23 protein-coding genes are annotated in these 18,985 nt (G+C 35.7%); 10 read left to right on the forward strand and 13 right to left on the reverse strand.

The annotated features are described in order from the left end of the window. Positions 1 to 29: 29 nt before the first annotated feature. Positions 30 to 752: a maleate cis-trans isomerase family protein gene (locus J5U23_RS03040; protein ID WP_218261142.1), complete on the reverse strand. Its 723-nt coding sequence runs from the start codon at positions 750 to 752 to the stop codon at positions 30 to 32. 59 nt (positions 753 to 811) lie between these two features. On the opposite strand from J5U23_RS03040, the gene J5U23_RS03045 reads away from it, so the two are divergent. Both J5U23_RS03045 and J5U23_RS03050 read left to right on the forward strand, forming a co-directional pair. Continuing rightward, complete coding sequence (locus J5U23_RS03045) at positions 812 to 1,528, forward strand: MBL fold metallo-hydrolase (protein ID WP_218266920.1); 717 nt, start codon at positions 812 to 814, stop codon at positions 1,526 to 1,528. A gap of 401 nt (positions 1,529 to 1,929) precedes the next feature. After that, entirely contained in the window at positions 1,930 to 2,793 is an 864-nt protein-coding gene (locus J5U23_RS03050; protein ID WP_244988808.1) for an SLAC1 family transporter, read from the forward strand. 5 nt (positions 2,794 to 2,798) lie between these two features. Here the strand turns inward: J5U23_RS03050 and J5U23_RS03055 are convergent, their stop codons facing one another. The 4 genes from J5U23_RS03055 to sat are packed head-to-tail and all read right to left on the reverse strand — an operon-like array spanning position 2,799 to position 5,425. After that, entirely contained in the window at positions 2,799 to 2,999 is a 201-nt protein-coding gene (locus J5U23_RS03055) for a hypothetical protein (protein ID WP_218259401.1), read from the reverse strand. 35 nt (positions 3,000 to 3,034) lie between these two features. Then, complete coding sequence (locus tag J5U23_RS03060) at positions 3,035 to 3,898, reverse strand: TSUP family transporter (RefSeq protein ID WP_218267486.1); 864 nt, start codon at positions 3,896 to 3,898, stop codon at positions 3,035 to 3,037. A 3-nt stretch (positions 3,899 to 3,901) separates the two neighbouring features. After that, positions 3,902 to 4,198: a DUF6955 family protein gene (locus J5U23_RS03065; protein WP_218266921.1), complete on the reverse strand. Its 297-nt coding sequence runs from the start codon at positions 4,196 to 4,198 to the stop codon at positions 3,902 to 3,904. 6 nt (positions 4,199 to 4,204) lie between these two features. Then, positions 4,205 to 5,425 (reverse strand): sulfate adenylyltransferase, encoded by a 1,221-nt coding sequence (gene sat, locus J5U23_RS03070; RefSeq protein WP_218266922.1) that lies wholly within the window; start codon positions 5,423 to 5,425, stop codon positions 4,205 to 4,207. 100 nt (positions 5,426 to 5,525) lie between these two features. Between sat and J5U23_RS03075 the strand changes: the two genes are divergently transcribed. The 6 genes from J5U23_RS03075 (at position 5,526) to J5U23_RS03100 (ending at position 11,242) form a co-directional block, all read left to right on the forward strand. Beyond that, the gene (locus J5U23_RS03075; RefSeq protein WP_218266923.1) at positions 5,526 to 6,245 is read left to right on the forward strand and encodes a phosphoadenylyl-sulfate reductase; all 720 of its coding nucleotides are present in this window, start codon (positions 5,526 to 5,528) and stop codon (positions 6,243 to 6,245) included. After that, a complete protein-coding gene (locus J5U23_RS03080) occupies positions 6,242 to 8,137 on the forward strand; it encodes a nitrite/sulfite reductase (RefSeq protein WP_218266924.1) in 1,896 nt (631 codons plus the stop codon). Before J5U23_RS03075 ends, J5U23_RS03080 begins: the two co-directional genes overlap by 4 nt. 10 nt (positions 8,138 to 8,147) lie before the next feature. Further along, positions 8,148 to 8,822, forward strand: coding sequence for a uroporphyrinogen-III C-methyltransferase (locus tag J5U23_RS03085; RefSeq protein ID WP_218267487.1), 675 nt, complete (start codon positions 8,148 to 8,150; stop codon positions 8,820 to 8,822). 115 nt (positions 8,823 to 8,937) lie between these two features. After that, positions 8,938 to 9,819, forward strand: a complete 882-nt coding sequence (locus J5U23_RS03090; RefSeq protein WP_218266925.1) for a sulfurtransferase — start codon at positions 8,938 to 8,940, stop codon at positions 9,817 to 9,819. After that, entirely contained in the window at positions 9,816 to 10,067 is a 252-nt protein-coding gene (locus J5U23_RS03095) for a hypothetical protein (RefSeq protein ID WP_218259409.1), read from the forward strand. Before J5U23_RS03090 ends, J5U23_RS03095 begins: the two co-directional genes overlap by 4 nt. Positions 10,068 to 10,135: 68 nt before the next feature. Beyond that, on the forward strand, positions 10,136 to 11,242 hold the full coding sequence (locus J5U23_RS03100) for an NAD(P)/FAD-dependent oxidoreductase (RefSeq protein WP_218266926.1): 1,107 nt from the start codon (positions 10,136 to 10,138) through the stop codon (positions 11,240 to 11,242). On the opposite strand, the gene sdx is transcribed toward J5U23_RS03100, so the two are convergent. From sdx to J5U23_RS03125, 5 genes are all read right to left on the reverse strand, one after another. Beyond that, the gene (gene sdx / locus J5U23_RS03105; RefSeq protein ID WP_218259411.1) at positions 11,239 to 11,568 is read right to left on the reverse strand and encodes a sulredoxin; all 330 of its coding nucleotides are present in this window, start codon (positions 11,566 to 11,568) and stop codon (positions 11,239 to 11,241) included. The genes J5U23_RS03100 and sdx overlap by 4 nt on opposite strands. A gap of 95 nt (positions 11,569 to 11,663) precedes the next feature. Then, on the reverse strand, positions 11,664 to 12,455 hold the full coding sequence (locus tag J5U23_RS03110; RefSeq protein WP_218266927.1) for an MBL fold metallo-hydrolase: 792 nt from the start codon (positions 12,453 to 12,455) through the stop codon (positions 11,664 to 11,666). A gap of 240 nt (positions 12,456 to 12,695) precedes the next feature. Then, entirely contained in the window at positions 12,696 to 13,226 is a 531-nt protein-coding gene (locus tag J5U23_RS03115) for a hypothetical protein (RefSeq protein WP_218266928.1), read from the reverse strand. 103 nt (positions 13,227 to 13,329) lie between these two features. Further along, the gene (locus J5U23_RS03120; protein WP_218266929.1) at positions 13,330 to 14,100 is read right to left on the reverse strand and encodes a winged helix-turn-helix transcriptional regulator; all 771 of its coding nucleotides are present in this window, start codon (positions 14,098 to 14,100) and stop codon (positions 13,330 to 13,332) included. Positions 14,101 to 14,102: 2 nt separating this feature from the next. Continuing rightward, positions 14,103 to 14,306, reverse strand: a complete 204-nt coding sequence (locus tag J5U23_RS03125) for a DUF1059 domain-containing protein (RefSeq protein ID WP_218260208.1) — start codon at positions 14,304 to 14,306, stop codon at positions 14,103 to 14,105. 87 nt (positions 14,307 to 14,393) lie between these two features. On the opposite strand from J5U23_RS03125, the gene J5U23_RS03130 reads away from it, so the two are divergent. After that, positions 14,394 to 14,753, forward strand: a complete 360-nt coding sequence (locus J5U23_RS03130) for a DUF1059 domain-containing protein (RefSeq protein WP_218266930.1) — start codon at positions 14,394 to 14,396, stop codon at positions 14,751 to 14,753. Positions 14,754 to 14,760: 7 nt separating this feature from the next. Here the strand turns inward: J5U23_RS03130 and J5U23_RS03135 are convergent, their stop codons facing one another. Beyond that, entirely contained in the window at positions 14,761 to 16,266 is a 1,506-nt protein-coding gene (locus J5U23_RS03135; protein ID WP_244988810.1) for a 4Fe-4S binding protein, read from the reverse strand. After that, positions 16,263 to 17,036 carry a DUF929 family protein gene (locus J5U23_RS03140; protein WP_322789635.1) on the reverse strand — a complete coding sequence of 258 codons (774 nt, stop codon included), beginning with the start codon at positions 17,034 to 17,036 and terminating at the stop codon, positions 16,263 to 16,265. Before J5U23_RS03140 ends, J5U23_RS03135 begins: the two co-directional genes overlap by 4 nt. A gap of 181 nt (positions 17,037 to 17,217) precedes the next feature. On the opposite strand from J5U23_RS03140, the gene J5U23_RS03145 reads away from it, so the two are divergent. Then, the gene (locus tag J5U23_RS03145; RefSeq protein WP_218266932.1) at positions 17,218 to 18,303 is read left to right on the forward strand and encodes a hypothetical protein; all 1,086 of its coding nucleotides are present in this window, start codon (positions 17,218 to 17,220) and stop codon (positions 18,301 to 18,303) included. 50 nt (positions 18,304 to 18,353) lie between these two features. Here the strand turns inward: J5U23_RS03145 and J5U23_RS03150 are convergent, their stop codons facing one another. Further along, a complete protein-coding gene (locus tag J5U23_RS03150) occupies positions 18,354 to 18,920 on the reverse strand; it encodes a hypothetical protein (RefSeq protein ID WP_218266933.1) in 567 nt (188 codons plus the stop codon). Positions 18,921 to 18,985: the final 65 nt, after the last annotated feature.

The raw sequence follows: 18,985 nt of genomic DNA on the forward strand, positions 1-18,985 counted from the left end.
ACCCTTATTTCCTTTTATAGTTTTTAAGTCTATTCAAATAATTGCCCCAACCCTTTTACTTTAATATTAAGATTCAGTTTGTACAGTATTTCCCACAATGTAGCACTGTTACTACTGATTACTGGCTTTTTAATTTCCTTTTCTAATTTACTAAGAATCTCAAATGTTCTAAGGTTTGTACAGGAAATGAAGACTCCATCATAATCCTCCTTAACGTTTCTTAGTACGTTAATCGCAAAATTATAAGTTTCCTCCGGGCTCACTTGGCCTATTTTAATATTTTCTAGTATTTCCATTCCCGCACTTCTAACTATTTCAAAACCGTTCTTAGATAAGAAATCTATCTCTTTTTTGTTAACCTCTTCTATATAAGGTGTAAGTAAAACTAACCTTTTTACGTTTAATTTCTTCAAGGCATTTATTACAGACCCAGATGTGGCAGTAGCAAGTACTTTAGCAATTTTCTCAATCCTTTGAATTATTTCCTCATGATGTTTAGGTCCTTTAAATAAACTACCCGTAGTGCATGCATAAGAAATAATTTGAGGTGAAATAGTTGACAATTCAGTAACAGCCCTTTCCGTTTCCCTTTCCATTTCTGCTAAATCCTCTATATTAACGTTTCTCAACTTTATCCTTGAAAAATGAGAGGTAATTCTGTACTCCTTAATCTGACTAAATATATTATTAAATTCATATTCCACAGTAGTATTGGAAGAAGGGATTATTACTCCTACTTTTATCCACTCCATATAGCTCATCTAATTTTTGTGCAATATAAACTTTTTACTGTCAAATCAATAATTTTTATATGAGTTGGAAGATTTTAGTTAATGGTGCGCCAATTTACACTAGTTTAGGTTTCGTGGGTTTTTGCAATGTTACATTGATAGAAGCTGATGATAGTTATTTGATTTATGACCCAGGGCATTTCGGAAATAAGGAAGTCTTGTTAGGAGCATTAAAGGATAATGGATTATCGCCATTAGATATTGATGGAGTTATCTTGTCCCATATGCACTACGACCATTCCCTCAACTCGCTAATATTTCCAAATGCTAAAGTTTATATTAGTAAGGAAGAAGTTGAGTACACAAAGAATAGTCCAGACAATTATTCAGTTACTTATCTACCAGATCTGTTAAGGGATAGAATAATTCTAGTCAAAGATAATGAAGAATTATATGGCTTGAAGTTTGTCCTATTACCAGGTCATACGGCCGGAAGTTTAGGTGTAATTTACAAGGATACTATTTTCGTTGGAGATGCTATTAAATACATTATTGACGCACAGAAAAGTGAGACGTCATTTGCATATTATAATATTACCGAAGCTAACAAGAGTATCAGAAAGGTACTAGACCTTGCAAGTAAAGTAGTCCCAGGTCACGATATTCCGTTTACGATAAAGAGGGATGGTAATAAAATACAGATCATTCAAAACATAGATTTAGTTAATAAGGAGTTTATCATATATACGAAAAATAATGACTATAAGATATTCATCAAAAAATCTGATTTCAGTTAAAAGTCTGTAGTAAAACAATAAGGTCATTTAGTACTAGTAACTGCAAAGGTTAAAATACTCAGCACTTAAAGGACTCGTCATATTTCAGCCTGGGGAGTTCTCTTCACCACTAGTCATCTATCAGCTAAACATTTTAGTATTTTCTTTCTTTGCGTATAGTAAGAAGTTCATGGTTTAAATATCCCTTCTCTTTAGCATATTCTGTGAGTGGTTTAAATTTGATCTAAAGAATAAGTCTTTGCTTAGCATAATTGTTACAACTATCGTTATTCTATCAATTGGTATTAATTTAACCTGTATAACGCAACCAATATTACTTGGCTATTATACCACGCAGAATGGTGTTGTTGAGTATTTATGAAACTGTATAACTTATTTATTATTGATCCATAATAGTTTATGTGAATCTCACCGATGTTCTGGGTAATCCAATATCTTTTACAATGCTCATGGGAATTGCAGGGATTTCAATAGCCTCATATTTAGGCAGATTGACCTTACTCTCATTAATTTCGTTTGGAATTTCCCTTGTGGTTTTAATCCTCTTAATAGTCTTTTCTGTTCTTAATTTAAAGAGGTTGAAATACGAAATTGTTGACTTCATGGCAGTCATTTCTGGGCTTACCTTATTCATTACTAGATTACGCTTAATATACCCCTCTTTCCTCTATTTTATTCCCTCCCTAGTTTTATCATTCTTTTACTTTCTAGTATTGTATAAGGTGTTTGTATCGATTAGACAAGTAACGTTTAAGTATCACTTGCTAGGAGTTGCGGGAACACTTCTCTCAATTGACTTGAGAAGCTACGTTATACCTTTATCCTTATTATTCATAGGCTTGGGCGTTTCAATGTACTTTATAGTAACTGCATTACTATTAAAGAGGATTTTAACCGAGAAGGGTGTAATTAACATTATAGACGGGGCCACCTGGATTCAGATGGGATTATCTGCACTAATCTCATTTGCGATCAGTCCCTTTTCTGAACTATTAAGTCTAGTTTTCTGGTATTTAGCCTTATCCCTCTTCCCCTTAGTTATAATAGTTAGTGTGATGAAACTGCTCTACGTTAGTGTTTCGATAAAATATCACCCATCCCTTTGGTCAGTAATCTTTCCACAAGCTGTTTTCGCAACTGGTACTTTTAACGTTCTAAGGCTGCATTTAATCGTTCTTCCATTATTATACGACGTTTCCTTATCCGTATTATTCTCAGCCCTTTCCTTATTTCTTTTATTTACGATATTGTTAGTAACAAAATAATAACGTCATTCCTCACTATCTTTACTGTCTTTCCTTTCCACATATCGCATGAAGAGAAATATACTTAATGCCCACAAAATCGAGAGAAATAACATTATATCTCCTATTACGTAATCCCCTATAACCTCCAATCCTACACCTAAGGAGGCGAGAAATATAACTCCGGAGACTATGTATAGTATTTCCTCAAAGTCGGGTTTTTCCATATAATTAATTTATATTCAGAGCTTATAAAAGCAATTTAATCAATCTCTTTAACAATCTTCTTTCTTTTAACTACGTACTTTGATAAAAGGTATAGGTCAATTCCAATTACTACAATCATGGGCCAATATAATACATCATTGCCAATAAGCTTGCCTAAGTTAAACGAAAGTCCATATCCACTCACCCAACTATCAAAACTCATAACGAGTCTTCTGAAATCCTCCTTTTGTTTAATTATCCTTGCAGTGAATATTCCCACTAACATTCCCGTTGTCACAGCGGGAGAAGTAATAGCTGCGTAATAGAAAACTTGAGGATTAAACACCCCTAACGTAAGGTAGGCACTGAACGTTGTGATACTCTCTGCAACCCTAAGTGTCGAAATAGCGAACTTAAACTCTTCTTTCGATAACCCTTGATTGTTTATTATTAGAGCTAAAGGAGGTCCACTTATTGTTGATACTCCGTACAATACACCTACTGGAAAGGTCACTAGATATCCGATCTTTTTCCACTTATCTAAACTTACCTCCTTTCTAAAACCAGCAGCTTGCAATAGGATTAACGGTATTAATACGCTATACACTATCACCTTTATCAGTGAGTCATTTAAGGAAATTTTCAGAATATAAGCCCCTATTATTGAGCCTATAATTATACCCGGTATTCCGAAAATTGTGACAATTAGAGACTTTCTGGTGTAGTTTTTAGAGTTTAAAATGACGTTTGCAGTATTCTGGAAAATTTCTATAAAGTTTAATATTGGAGAGATCTGCCTATTTGTATACTTAATAAGCAGTAACGGTGTCGCGGTTGCTGAAAATCCATAGGCTAATGCACCGGAAGGTATAGAGGCAATAAAGAGAATTATTGATAAATAAGTTAAGTCTAATGGCAGCTTTCATCTCCCTTTAAAACTTTTTATGGCTTCCAGAAGGGCTTTCTTCGGTTCAATTCTCTTTTCAATAATTATTCTCAGTATCTCGTTCTTAAAACTTTTAGGTAAAAGTTCAATGGATTTCGTAGTTGAAGAATCGACTTTCGCATTGGGAAAGAGCTTAACTATCTCCTCTACTATATCTTGTTCCAACTCTATCTCTATACGCTTCATACCACCAAGTACCTCCCTCGCGTAATTCAACCCTAAATCCTCCAATTTTTTACTCATTTCCTCACTAAGCCAAATGTAGATTTTCATTTTCATTCACCTCAATATACTCTGTCTCTTCTCCAAGTATTCCTCCGTCACGAAAGGACTCCCGAATCCATATTCCTTTGCTGCTTTCATTAAAACCTCATACACCTCTGGCCTCATTACCATCTTAGTTGGCTTTACCTCATCCAATATAATACTCCTTATCAAACTACCACTGAACTCTTGTTTCTCATCCTTATGATCACAAAGTATCTCGTTCTCTATACTACCACATCTTGGGCAATAATAGTTTTCCCTTAAGAATATTGGCTTTATTAATAGGTCATCCTCATTGATGTAATCAAATATTTGATGAGCCTCGTAAGGCGAATAGTAATTCCCAACTCCAGCGTGATCTCTACCAAAGATGTGATGGGTGCACCCTAAATTACTCCTAATTATGGCGTGAAGCAATGCCTCTCTAGGTCCAGCATACCTCATATCCCATAAGGTAAATGAAAGTAAGTGTACTCTCTTACTTATGTAACCGTATTTAGATAGCGCATCATGAGTTAAAATAATCGCCTCATCGATGTAGTCACCTATCCTCTTCTCACCAATAACCACATTAACTAGTATACCCGTTCTAGGTTCATCAACCTTTTGGTTCTCGTTCGCAGCGAACCAAGCAAACTTCATTAAGTATTCGTGACCGGTGTGAGGAACGTTCCTAGTCTGGAATGCAACTATTTTTTTCCAACCCTTCTTTTCAAAAACTACTCTATGCATTCTAGGAGTTAACCAGAATTCCGAGTACGGTGAAGTAAATTGTGGTTCCCTAATAAGCCAAACATCTCCAGCTAAGAAAATATCTCCATAACTTAATGTCCTCTTCACTCCAGGGTGCTTAATATCTTTAGTCTTGTAAACTTTCTCTGCCATTTTCACCTTATCGTATTTGAAGATTTCCTTTACTTCCATTACTACCAATGGTTTTCCTAAATAAGTTATTCCTACAATATCCCCCTCCTTTACGTTTTCGTTTTGGTTATAATCGAACACTATTGGTATTGGCCATAACACGCCGTTTGGTAATCTCAAGTTTTCCACTACCGAGTTCACTTCCTCATAGTTCATGAAACCCTTTAATGGAGATAGGAAACCGTAAGCTATGCTTACTACCTCATGAGCTAACTGTCTCTTCACTTCAATTTTCTGTAGTTCTTCAAAGTCTGGAATCCTTCTTATCCTCTCGACTATCTCAACCTTGCCGTGTCCTATTAGGTTCACAGTCAAAATCTTGTTTAGGGTAAGCTTATATATTTAGCTATTTGTGCAAATTTTGCACATATCGAAACACTAAAGTATTAATATTTACTTGATTATTCTGATGCTTAGCAAAGAGGAGTTAGACTCTCTAAACAAATGGTTTGAAGATAAGGAACCATTGGAAGTGCTGAAATGGGGTATAGAGAAATTTCATCCTAAAATAGTCTTAGCATGTAGTCTTCAGGCTGAAGATTTGGTAATACTGGATATGTTAAGTAAGGTAGTTGAAAAACCAAGGGTTTTCATAATAGATACTGGTAGACTTCATCAAGAGAGTTATGATTTAATAGAGGAGATAAACAAAAAATACAACACCGATTTGAGGATATATTTCCCAGATTATAGTGAGGTAGAAGCCCTAGTCAATAAACACGGAATAAATCTATTTTATAAAAGTGTTGAACTTAGAAAAGCATGCTGCGAAGTGAGAAAAGTTCTACCCCTTAAGAGAGCATTGGAGGGAATGCAGGCTTGGATAACTGGGCTAAGAAGAGAACAAAATTTCACGAGAGGGGGAATTAAGAAGATAGAAATAGATGAGGTTAATGGAGGTATAGTTAAGTTAAACCCCTTGGCTGACTGGACATGGGAACAAGTATGGGATTATATAAAGAAAAACAACGTACCTTACAATAAACTTTACGATAAGGGTTATAAGAGCATAGGATGTGTACCATGTACTAGACCAGTAAAACCATGGGAACATCCTAGGGCAGGTAGATGGTGGTGGGAGCAGAATAGTGATAAAGAATGTGGACTTCACTATAGAGGGGTGAAGTGAGGATTCCCATAGAGCCTAATTTTAGAACAGATCCTAAGGATTACAGCGAGGAAGAGAGAGTAAAGCTGAAAACGAAGGGATTAACTGAGGATACCATAGGGATATATTCATCATTTCACGATTTTACTAGGGAAGAGCTTGAAAAGGAAGTATCTTTGATAGCTAAGAGTTTCGGAATATATATGGAATTCAATAGGGATAAGATGAAATCAAATGCAGTAAAAGACTGGATCTACATGGTAAGGTTACCGATTCCAGGAGGAGGTCCAATAAGGCCTGACCAATGGAGAATTTTAGATGATGTTTCAAACAAATATACCATTTCAGATGCATATACTGGATATCCTTTACCTTCTCTAAAACTAACCACTAGACAAGCTATTCAATTTCACCATGTAAAGAAAAGGAATTTGCCTAACCTTATAAGGGAGATTGCAGAGTCCGGCTTTCTTACCATAAATGGTTGTGGGGACAATATAAGGAATACGATAGCTTGCCCACTTTCCAAGTTTTGGATTTTCGACTCAAATACGCTCGCTAGAAAAATTGCTGACTACTTTAGATTACCTTCAGAGCTTTATCTTCAAGTTTTTGAAATACCCGTTTCTGAAGAAAGGCAATTTAATAATGAAGAATCCTTCAAATATTCTGATAATCTTCTACCCAGAAAGTTTAAGATTGGAATAGCTGGAGTAATGAGGGCAATTGACGGAAAGTACATAATTGACAACTGCGTTGAGATTCGAGCTAACGATATAGGCGTAGTCCCTCTAATAGAAGGGGAAAAGGTAATAGGTTATCAGATATACGTTGGTGGGTCAATGGGTGAAAATAACTCCTATCCCACTTTTTCAGCCCTCGGACTTCCAATTGGGACTGTATCTAAAGATGAGGAGTTATTGAGAATATTGGATGCAATTGTGAGAATACAAGAGCAATGGGGAGATAGGAAGAATAGGCATTGGGCTAGGTTTAAGTACGTTGTATATAAAATGGGATTAGAGTGGGTAAGGGAAAAAGTATGGGAATACTCAGGAATTCGATTAGGTAAAATAGTGAATGTAAACTTAGATCATAGGGACTTGCACTTGGGATGGATAGACTTAGGTAATAGCAAGTGGGCTTATGGTGTTTTCGTTGAAGACGGTAGACTAATAGATGGAAAAAACGGTAAGGTAAAGAGTATGATCAGATACATTGCGGATAATTTCCATAATGTAACGTTTTACATAACTCCAAATCAACACTTATTAATTACGGAAATAGACGAGGATCAGAGGGAGGAAATTGAGAAAACACTAAGGGATTTCAACTACGGCTTTAGAGATGGAAAACCTTACTCGAATTTAAGAACGAACTCAATTGCATGTGTAGGATTTCCAACATGTAAATTATCATTTACAGATTCCGAAAGATTCCTTCCGAGTCTAATTGACGAGTTGGAGAGAAGAGGATGGAAAGATATTCCAGTTTCAATAGGACTATCGGGATGTGTAGCTCAATGTTCGAAACCAGCCGTTCATCCCATTAGTTGGATTGGTAGTGGATATGAGCTCTACATGTTAAAAATAGGTGGAGGAAACGGTAATTTGGGAGAGCCACTAATTGACTGGGATGAAAATGTAATTTACCTATATCAAGTTCCAGCCAATAGACTAGCAGACGTGACTGAAGCGTTGTTTGAATTATACGAGAGAAATAAGGATATAAGTAAGGAACCAGGAAAAGTATTCAGAGTATTAGGTAATAGGAAGATAATTGAATGGTTAAAGAGCCATGAGAAGACTAGAGACCTAATGAGACCTCATAAGTTTGATAAAAAGATCGAGGGTTATAGGGAATATCACGACTTGTTGAGAAAGCGTTTGGAAGAGGTGAATAGGTATGGGTAAGGTAGTTTTAGTGGGAGCTGGTCCTGGGGATCCCGAACTAATAACGTTAAAGGGTATTAAATACTTGCAAATGGCTGATGTAATTGTTTACGATAAGCTGGTATCTAGAGAGCTAATTAATTACGCTAAGCCATCTTGTAGCGTTATACTCCTTAGTAGCGATGATATTGAAATTGACTTATTGAAGAAGTACGCTTTGGAAAATAAACTGGTGATAAGGTTAAAAAATGGGGATCCTTACGTGTTCGGAAGGGGAGGGAAAATTTGCCAAGAACTAATTAAGGACGGTATAGAGTGTGAAGTAATACCTGGAGTTTCATCAGTTAACTCAGTACCAGCATATGCTGGAATACCACTTACTTTCAACGGAATCTCTGACATGATAACAGTTATAAGTGCTGTTACACAAGGTGGAAGGCTCTTTGACTTTGGAAAAATTCCGAGTTATGGTACTTTAATAGTCTTAATGAGCGGTAAAAGATTGGAGGAGGTAAGTAAAGGGTTAATGACGAAGAGGGATCCCTCTGAAGAGGTTGCAGTTATACAAAGAGGAACTTATTTTGACCAGAAAGTAAACGTTACCAAATTGAGGGAATTAACTAAAATTGGTAATTTAGCTTCTCCCTCCATGCTGGTTTTAGGAGACGTTGTAAAATTAAGAGGTATTTTATGGAAATCTAGTTGATAAATTGTTTAGAAACCCTATTATTCTTATTTTTAAATTTTGTGTTAAGTGCCAAATTTGCACATATCAATAGATATATAACTTACTGGGAATAGGAATAATTTAGGGAGTATAAATGAGTCAAGTACAAGAACAACAAGTAATAGTAGATAACAAGTGGGTATTGGATCATTTAAAAGATGAGAGAGTCAGAATCGTGGAAGTAGACTATGATCCAAATACGGCTTATAATGTGTGGCACATCCCAGGAGCAGTTCTAGTAAGGTGGAGGGAAGACTTAAGACATCCAGTCTTAAGGGACTTCATAGAACCTAGTCAGTTTGAGAAGTTAATGGAGTCAAAGGGAATAAGTAATAACACTACTATAGTACTATATGGTGATTATAACAACTGGTTTGCAGTTTATGCTTTCTGGTTGTTTAAGTCTTACGGCCATGATGATGTTAGAATTTTAAATGGCGGGAGGACTAAATGGGCTAAGGAGAATTTACCTACAGAACAAGGGGCAAAAGAACCTCAATATCCTAAAGGCAGTTATAAGGTTAAGAAGGTAGATTGGGGTAGCCATAGGGCTTTCTTCTGGGAGATCCTTCAGAAGATAACTAAGGGTGAAGTGGGGAGAACTACTATACTAGTAGACGTTAGGTCTCCCAAGGAGTACACCGGTGAAATTAGAGCTCCTCCAGAATACGCTGATGAACAAACTCAAGTAGGTGGGCATATACCGGGAGCAGTGAGTTTTCCTTGGGCTCAAGCTGTTAACCCAGATACTGGTGAGTTTAAGCCAATAGAGGAGTTGAGAAGATTAGTTGAGAGCACTGGTATAACTCCGGAAAAGGAGATAATTACGTATTGTAGAATAGGAGAGAGGGCTTCCCACACTTGGTTTGTTCTAAAATACCTACTGGGATATCCAGCTGTTAGAGTATATGATGGCTCTTGGGCAGAATGGGGAAATATAGTAGGAGCTCCAGTCAAGAAAGGAGCTGAACCATGAAGATCGTAGAAAAAGTTAAACTAGATAAATTGGACTCTTGTGGATCTAGAAGTCCATTATCGATAATGCTTGATGTGATTAGGAAAATTAAGGAGTGTGATGAAGGTGTTGAAATTTTAATTAATGACTATGATTGGCTGCTAAGCTTAAGATACGTTCTAAAAATTAATGATCTGAAAATGAAAATTGAGGAAAAGGGGAAGGAGGATAATTTTTTAAAATTAGAGGTATCAAGGGATTGTACATAAGTTTAATATTTTTTATATAAACTTTTTTCTACAGAAAGTTTAAATTATACCATTAACAGTATTTAGTCATGAAAAGATTAATCATAGTAGGAGGAGGAAATGCAGGAACACTAATGGCAAATCTGTTAGCAGGGAAATTGGAAATCACAGTTATAGAACCAAATGAATATCACACTTATCAACCAGGGTTGGTGGATTACATTACTGGGGAGGTAGATGAGACTAAAATACAAATGCCCACTAGGTCATTGTTGAAACCGTCTGTAAAATGGGTAAAGGCAAAAGCTACCAAAATAATACTAGAAAATAGAGCTGTGGTAACTGAGGACGGAAAAGCGTATGAGGGTGATTACCTAGTAATAGCAACCGGAGGTCAAAATAAAAACGTTTATGACTTAAAGGGGTATCATGGAATTGATGAAGCTAAGGCAATTAGGAATGAGGTTATAAATCCGAAAGGAAAGAACTTCGTTATTGGGTCTCTTCCAGGAATAATAAAGTGTCCAGCTGCGCCGTGGGAATTGTCATTTTTGATAAAGAGAAAATATCCAGATGCAAATGTCAGCGTAATAGTTCCAGCTAAACAACCACCACCATTGCAAGTTCCAATGTCAAACATGTTCAATAAGAAGGCTAATGAGTTAGGAATAAAAGTTTACAAAGGTTTTGTGATACAAGAAGTAAACCATAACGAGAAATATGTGGTATCAACTGAAGGTGAGAAGATCGCTTTTGACCATTTAATTATAGATACGCCAATCTCAACGAGCTTTACAGAATTGGCTGATAAGTCTGGATTAATTCCAGTTGATAAGAGCACCTTAACTTATAAGGATGGCGTCTTCGTGGTCGGTGATGCTAATAATACCCCGACACCTAAAACAGGGGCAGCTGCTCACTTTCAAGCTGAGGTTGTTGTAAATAATATACTAGCTGAGATAGAGGGAAATAGGAGTAAAGAGAGTTACGACGGGACTGCAATGTGTGCAGTTTACTCTGGACCAAATGAAGGTATGTTAGTATGGTTAAACTACGAGAAGAGCAAGGCCTTAGGGCCCACATCAATTTATCGTTATATGAAAAAAGCTTTCACTAGCTTATATTGGGCCAGTTTAAGCGGTGGAGTGGACTTTATGTTAAAGCCTTTAGTTGAATCTATTAGCAAGAAGAACTAAACATCTACCTCTATCCAACCACTGTTGTCTCTTATTTGATATGTTTTCAAACCCAATTTTTCCTTTGGTGCATCTGGTGCAACATATGGAGGTTCTAGCATTTGGCCAGTCCTTAAATCGAACAACGCGTGATGACAATAGCACTTTACAGTTAGCTTCTCTTCATCTAGTTGACCTAATATACACCTTGCATGTGAACACACTGCATCCATAGCGTATAATGTTCCCTTAATATTTGCTATAAAAACAACCTTATCCTCTACCTTAACTGCTGCGCTTTTCGCTTTTTCTAAAGCTTTTGCGGATATGGTTCTTTTCCAGACCATAAGTCTAACATACAAATATATCTTATATTCTTTAATTTGATAAAGTTTAAATCGTCATTATAAATAAAAATAAGTCATAAGATTATCATAATTTTTTATCTTCTTCCTAAGGCCTCATTTAGGCCTCTCAAGTTGACCTCCACTTGTTTCCTAAGAATTTCCCCGCCTACACCTCCAATATCAATTTCATTAATATTCACACTCTCTTTACCCAACATCTGTTCCAAGTGTTGTTCTAATATGTTAGGACTTACAAGCCCACCATGAGCTAAGCCAACTACCTTAGGTTTTAAGGAAATTTGTAGCTTCAAACTATTAACGTAATTATGGTAATCTAATGGCGGTGGAGTAGTTGGTATTACCATACCGTTAAAGTACGCTCCTCCACTATCTCCCGTAAATAGAATATCGTCGCTGATCACGGAAATGTGATGCTTTGTATGGCCCGGGGTGTAAATTATCTTCAAAGCCTTTCCATCTCCAAGATCAATTACTTCCCCACCCTCAACTTCTATCACTCTATCTGGATCTATTTTTGTAAACTCACCGTATACGTAATAAAGATCACCTAATACTTTCTCTGAGCTCTCATTCAATCTCCTTACCCCATCATCAGTTGTCAAATACTTTTTAAATCCACTTCTAACCATGACTTTGGCGTTCTTATACCTTTCTAAAATTTCTGGTAATAGCCCAATATGATCTATATGAATGTGTGTTAATATAACGAGATCAAGTTTGTCTAAAAAAGAGGAGTCCATAATTGAATTTGTGACACCAGCGTCTATCATTACGTTAAGTTTATCCCCGCAAACTACGTAAATTGTTGCTAGTTCTGGAAATTCCGGTGGACCAGCGGGTACTGCGTGCAAACCCCTACATGGCATAGTTATTGTATGTAAATTAGGTTTATAACATTGTTTGAGACCTCAAAGATTTGCCATCATAATTGATGATAAAAAGATTTACCTTTCCAAGCTTATCTAAGGTAGTAAACAAACTAGTAACTGAAGTTAAAAACTTGGTTGATAAACGCCCAATTATAATAAAAACTACCCTATCAACGGAGGTTTATTCAACAAAGAACCTAAAAACGGTTATATTACTTAACCTTGTTTTCTCCATAGCTAAACACTTATAGCACTTAGGTTTTTACTAACCTTTTCAACTACTATTTGAGGTGTCACCATTTTCTGCAAGGTCTTTAATACCTCACTGGGCAAAAGTCTTCCTAATAATCCTATATTAACATTCATTGAACATAGAACTAACAACTCAGAATATTCCTCGTTTATTTTCTTTACTCTAAATCCTAATTCATAGACTATATTATCTGAAGTAAACTTGTATTTTATTAGATCTATATCTGGCTTAGGTCCTTCTAGTTTACCTACTATACTCCTTTTTAAAACTAGTCCAGTCCTTTGTTTAGTAAAAGGCAAGTATAATATTCCCTTATCTTGAATTGGTGTAATTAGGTTGGAAAGGGCAAATAATATGTTGGGATTCCTTATAATATTATAGAGAGTCTCGTTTTTCATTTTTAATCTAATTAAATCAGAATAATTGAGTCTATGCCAATTCCTACTTCTTATATGCCTTTTGAAATCATTCAGATTTTCAAACTCCGTATCGCAACACTTATATTTCTGACTCATACTTAATACTTAGTATTACAGTATTATAAAATGTGCTGTCAAAATAAGAGTATACTGTATAAATCTTTATATGGTATTTTTCTATAAATCGATTTGTCAATTATTATTTAAACTCATAACCGTAAATTATCATAACGTCAGCGGACTTGTCTATATTCCTAGCTGCTGCAATGTATTTCCTAGCCATTTCTATATTATCTGCGTAGCACACAGTTATCCCCGCATATCCATCAGTGAACTGCCACAATTTACATTCTTGTAGTATTACCGAGATCTCATCTATATTCTTAGAGAACATTGAAAACAAAACTATATCTGTTTTACTCAGATCTATGTCTGGAACTATCAATATTAATCCTCTATGTCGCATGTACTTTATATGCTTCTCTATAATTTTCGCTTTTATACCCAATTTCTTGGCTATATCTGAAGAGGGTACCCTGGGATCTGCCCTTAATATATCAACTATCTTTTTATCAAGATTTGATGGTTTGAATAAAGATTGAACCGGGAAATAGGTTAAAACGGGATCTCCTAATTCCTTAGTCATGTAATTAATCTTGTCTTTAAGTTCAATATTATCTGAGGCGTAAATTCCATAAACGTTATACCATTCTAAACACTTCAATTTGAACGAAATCCATTCCGCGTTGATGTCATTATAATTTTTAAATACAATAAATAGTTGATACTTCCCCAGAAAATTAGGGTTTATATAAAGTTTGAATCCTTTCAACGTCTCGCTATCCGTTAGTCGTTTAAACCTATAGTTCAATGTTGCTGGAGTTAGATTTAGTAATGAGGCTATTCTCCTTTGTGATATTCTTCCGTCCTTTAATAGATAAAATAATATCCTCTTATCGACGATTTCCATTTTCACACTTTCCTTATATTCTTCCTTATCTTATTAATAGTTTCTTCTGGTATATCAGAAATGTTATGGGAAGTCTTAGCATGTACCTTAAGTATTTCGAATAACTCATCTTCTGAGCTTGCTCCCTTAACCTCAAATCCACAATTCATCCCTATGGATGAACAACTAAATTCAAACTTCTTCTTCTTTCCCAGACCAAATACCATATCTATCTCTATTATTAACACGTATATAATGATTTGTTAGAAGAATTTATACACCTTCTTAAATAGTCCTAAACTATTATTATAAATATGGTAAAGTATACGTTTAAGTGCCAGGATGTAGGAATGGATTGCGGATTCGCCATAGAGAACGCTGGAAGTGAGGAAGAGCTACTGGAGATGCTTAAGGTTCACGCTAAGTCAAGCCATGGTGTAACTTCAATACCTCCAGATTTATTAAATAAAATAAAGCAAAATATAAAGAAGTCTGGGAAGTACTATTTCGCTTGTTCAAGTGTGGGAATGAACTGTGGGTTTGAAATAACAGGAGCTTCATCTGAGCAGGAATTGTTAGAGGAATTGTCAATTCATGCCAAAATGTCTCACAATCTGACATCAATTCCACAAGATACTTTAAATAAGATAAAACAAAATATAAAGGTAATGTAAAAATTTTTTATATAATTTTTTCTTTCCTCAGTTCCCTAATTTTATGTCTAATATCGTAAATGTAGATATTGTCATAAGGACATGCCTCTACACAATCGCCTACCCCTATACACTTGAATGACCTAAATTCGCCCTTTTTGATGAAACTTGCTCGCATATCAGTTAATCCAGTTGGACAAGCCTTAGCGCAATCTACTGTCTTACAATTAAGGCAAATAGCTGGATCCTTCACCTTTAATCTGTACACTCTTCCCACATACGAGAAAAATTGGTTAAATAATCCCCAATGACATAGTCCTTGGGTCACACAAGCGTAATTACCAAAAAACGGTATTCCAATAAACTGTACCCACCATAGAAAGTTAAAGTATAGTGAAGTCAAAAACACTGTAGGATCATTTCCGAATATCGTAAAGGAAATTAACCCAATCTGATTCAAATACGAAATTACCGCAAGAGCTAATAACGATGTCCATAATACAATAGCGTTGGCTCTAAACCACCAACTAATCTTACTGGTTAAGGTCTTTCTTCCTAGTTTTGAGTTGCGATTAAATGATTTGAGGGAATTGAAGAACGTCCCTTGCAACATGTAAGGGGCAGTGCAAGTTACTGAGCATATCTGCCTAGAACCAAATAACGCTGATAACACTGCAGTTACCACATAAGTTCCGACAATTCCAGTTAGCACTACTGAAGGGGATACCGGGCCATAAGTACCTAATCCACTATACCACATGTATGGGATATACTGAACTTTATTGGAAATAGGAGAGAAAGATGGTATATAAAGGCTGTATATCCAGTAAGCAATTATCATCAATAACATTCTTATTTTATTTTCAAATTTTCTTTCATCAACCATCCTATAGAACGAAAGGATACCTAACCATATACCTACTATGATATAAAACCAAGGAGTTGCGGTAACTCCAGTTAGAAAATTGTAAAGTATATATGCTAAATTGGAACTTAGGAGATCACTAAACGTTAGAACTCCTAGAGCTAGATTGGTATCTATCCCTAAAAACCACATCAGTAGGAAAGTCAACAGTATGAGAGAAAAAGTTAATTTGGCGTTTTTAAGGTAGTTGTCTTCAATGAATTTTTGACTGAGTTTAGATCTGAGAATTGACCATGCTGACGAAATCAACAAGCTAATCTCAAAGAGGGCAAAATTATCATTAACGTAATAGTAAAGGAGGGATATTGCAAATATTAAAAGGAGAATTATTACCTCTATTCCTAAACCCATATCTTGCCTCTGCTTAAATCTATTCTTGTAAAAATCATAGTGATACATCAAACCCACGTAAAAGGAAATTAACAACGAGGATACTAAAGCTACGTAGACTTGGTTAATGTAAATCAGAGCTGCTGAAGAAGAATAGAGTATTGAGAAAAAGATAATGGAATGCAACACAATTTTCTTCATTTTCTTCCAGCAAGATAATATAACGTATACATTTATTACGAAAAAGGAACCTAAATAATAAAAAGTTTCTATATTCACTTTTCGTCTCCTCCTATTTTATATTCTAAACTATAATTCTGTACGTTCTCAGTGTAAACAATAGCGTACACGCCTAAATTCTGCTGGGGGTTGTATGAGTAATCTTGAATGAAGTGTGAACAAACGCTTAAAGGCTGTCCTCCGTCAATCTTACAAATATACTTAGTTATTAGATTAGCCTGGTAGTAGATTTGGTTATAAATTGGACTATTAGGATTGTGCAATTGATCTATTACATAAGTCCAGTTCTTCCCAGACAATAATCCGGGATCTATTGTAGTCCCAACCTGGTAGTAATATCCTATAATTATGAAGGGAATAGATAAGTTACCATATTCTTCCCACATGGAGTAAACTGTAGTTGGAACCTTATCCAAATACTGACCTTGCCTATTTTCATACTCTATTCCTATAAACGAAATGTATGGGCTATTATAACTAGCATTGGTGAAAGTAAAGGTGGGTACGTTTGGATATTCATCAGTAGAGCTAGATAACATATATTGAAGATTTGAAAAATTACCGAATCTTAGAAGGGCTATTATTAACGCCCATCTTTCAGCCCCGCAATATGGACACCACTCCGCTCCAACAAAAATCACTGCGGGTTTGCCGTTGGAAGAGAAATTATAGGGAAGGATATTTAGATTAGTTGTAGTTACTGATAGATTATATCCTTGATTACTTAATTCGACTAGCTGTGTGTATAAATCTGAAGGAACCGAACTACCTATTAATGAAGAAACCTCCTGTGATTTACTAGTATTCATGAAGGAGATTGTTATAGCAGTCACAGCTAATGCAATAAAGAAAACAATAATTATTATTCTAATAATCTGCTTGTATCTCATATATTAATTCCGACTAGGATTACCATTTTAATTTGCGTTAGAATTTTTCGAACACATCTTTAAAGATGAAAAGCCAGAATTGGTAGTTAGGTCTTAAAAAATGAAAAAGACAAAAAGAGCTGTATCTAATGCAGTTTTCGCAGGAGTAACGATAGTTTTAGTAATAATAGCAGCTATAGGATTTGCATTATACTTTACTAAGCCTACAACTACCTCAATCCCAACAACTTCTGTATCTAGCATAACCGTGACCTCCACTACTACGAGCACAACCACCTCAGTAACTACTTCTGTTGCAACTCAAACTGCTACACAGACTACAACTCAAACTGTAACTCAGACTTCTACAACAACTCTAACAAGGCCTATAACTGTTAACGCTAGTGGAGCCTTCTATAATGGCCAAGTAATAACTTTCCTATATACAGCCCAATTTGAATGCACTCCTCCAGCTACTACATTCTTCCCCAACGCCGTTAATCAAAGCAAAGTTGCAATGGGCTGTGAAGTAGGTGCTGGCAATATATCTGCATTTCCAAAGGGAGCTGCTCCAGTATTCGTACTAGTACCAGCTTTTGCGGGACTATCCATATTTGGCGTTACAAAGTTAGGCGCTACTCCTCAAGGATTCCCTACGTTCACTTACAATAACGTAACGTACACGATATTAACACAATGTGGTGCTGCTCTAACTGAAACCGCTTGTCCGGATCACATGAGTCTAATATACTCTCCAGCGTTTACAGTAGTTGAACAGTACTTAGGAATTAAGAACGGCGTATTCGGATTACCTGAGGGTGTATTACCAACTCCAGCTCACGACCACTTAGTGACATTCGCTACTAATACCTCAATACCATGGTATATAGTTGTAGTTCTAGTATTCGATCCCAACATATTCCCTAATCCAATAACTGGTCAATGCCAGGCTGTAGTTCCATCTAATGTATCTAACCCCACAGAAAATTGCTTAAACAACATACAGGCTTTAGAGAGTGCAATGACTACTTATGATAGTGCTGTAGCTGTGGCCAATGCAAATAATCCAATATGGCAGGCATTAGGGAAGCCCGGGCTAGAGGTCATAGTACCGGGAGTTAGTTCACCATCTCAGCTATTCAATGCTACTAACTCGAACATGGTTCTGTACTTCAGCGATCCTGCAGTTTATCCCTATCCAATCTAATCATAAGGTAAAAATTTTTTAATTTTTTCTTGCTTCTCCCTCCTTTTTATCTAATCCATCCAGTAGAGATCATAAGGCGATAATTCTCTTGAGCCACAAAAATCACAATATTGGGCGTCTTCTTCATTTATACTTCCACAGATCCTACAAACCTTGTAAGTTCCGCCTATTCTGTATCCCGATTTTACAATAAAATTTTTTATCAATCTTATATTTTTTTGTCGAGTTAAAAATTTAAAAAGTAGCCTATCACCATATATTATTGCAAACTTTCCGAAAGAGGTCTTATCGTAAAAACCGATGATTAGATTTTTATCTCTTATACTGAATTCAAAGCTATTTTTCTTTAAAAGAGCGTTTTTCACCATGATTCTTTCGTTAATGATTAGAAAACGATAGGTTTCTAGAAGCAGAATTAGTATAAGGAGTATTAATGACACGAGGTAAACCATGAAACCAGTTAATAGTGGGAGCATAATATCTATCTTTTTGACGATTATTGAGAAAACGGAGTAGCTTAACAGAGAAACTCCTACTAACATCAAACCAAGATGAAAAGCCATGATCGAGGGATGGAATTCAATTAGGGATAAGATCTTAACAATCTCCCTCTCCATAAGAATTAATACGTACTCAAAATTAAAAGAAAATTGGTCTAAGCAAAACTCAAATGATAAACATT

The sequence above is a fragment of the Saccharolobus shibatae B12 genome (assembly GCF_019175345.1).
Taxonomy (GTDB): domain Archaea; phylum Thermoproteota; class Thermoprotei_A; order Sulfolobales; family Sulfolobaceae; genus Saccharolobus; species Saccharolobus shibatae.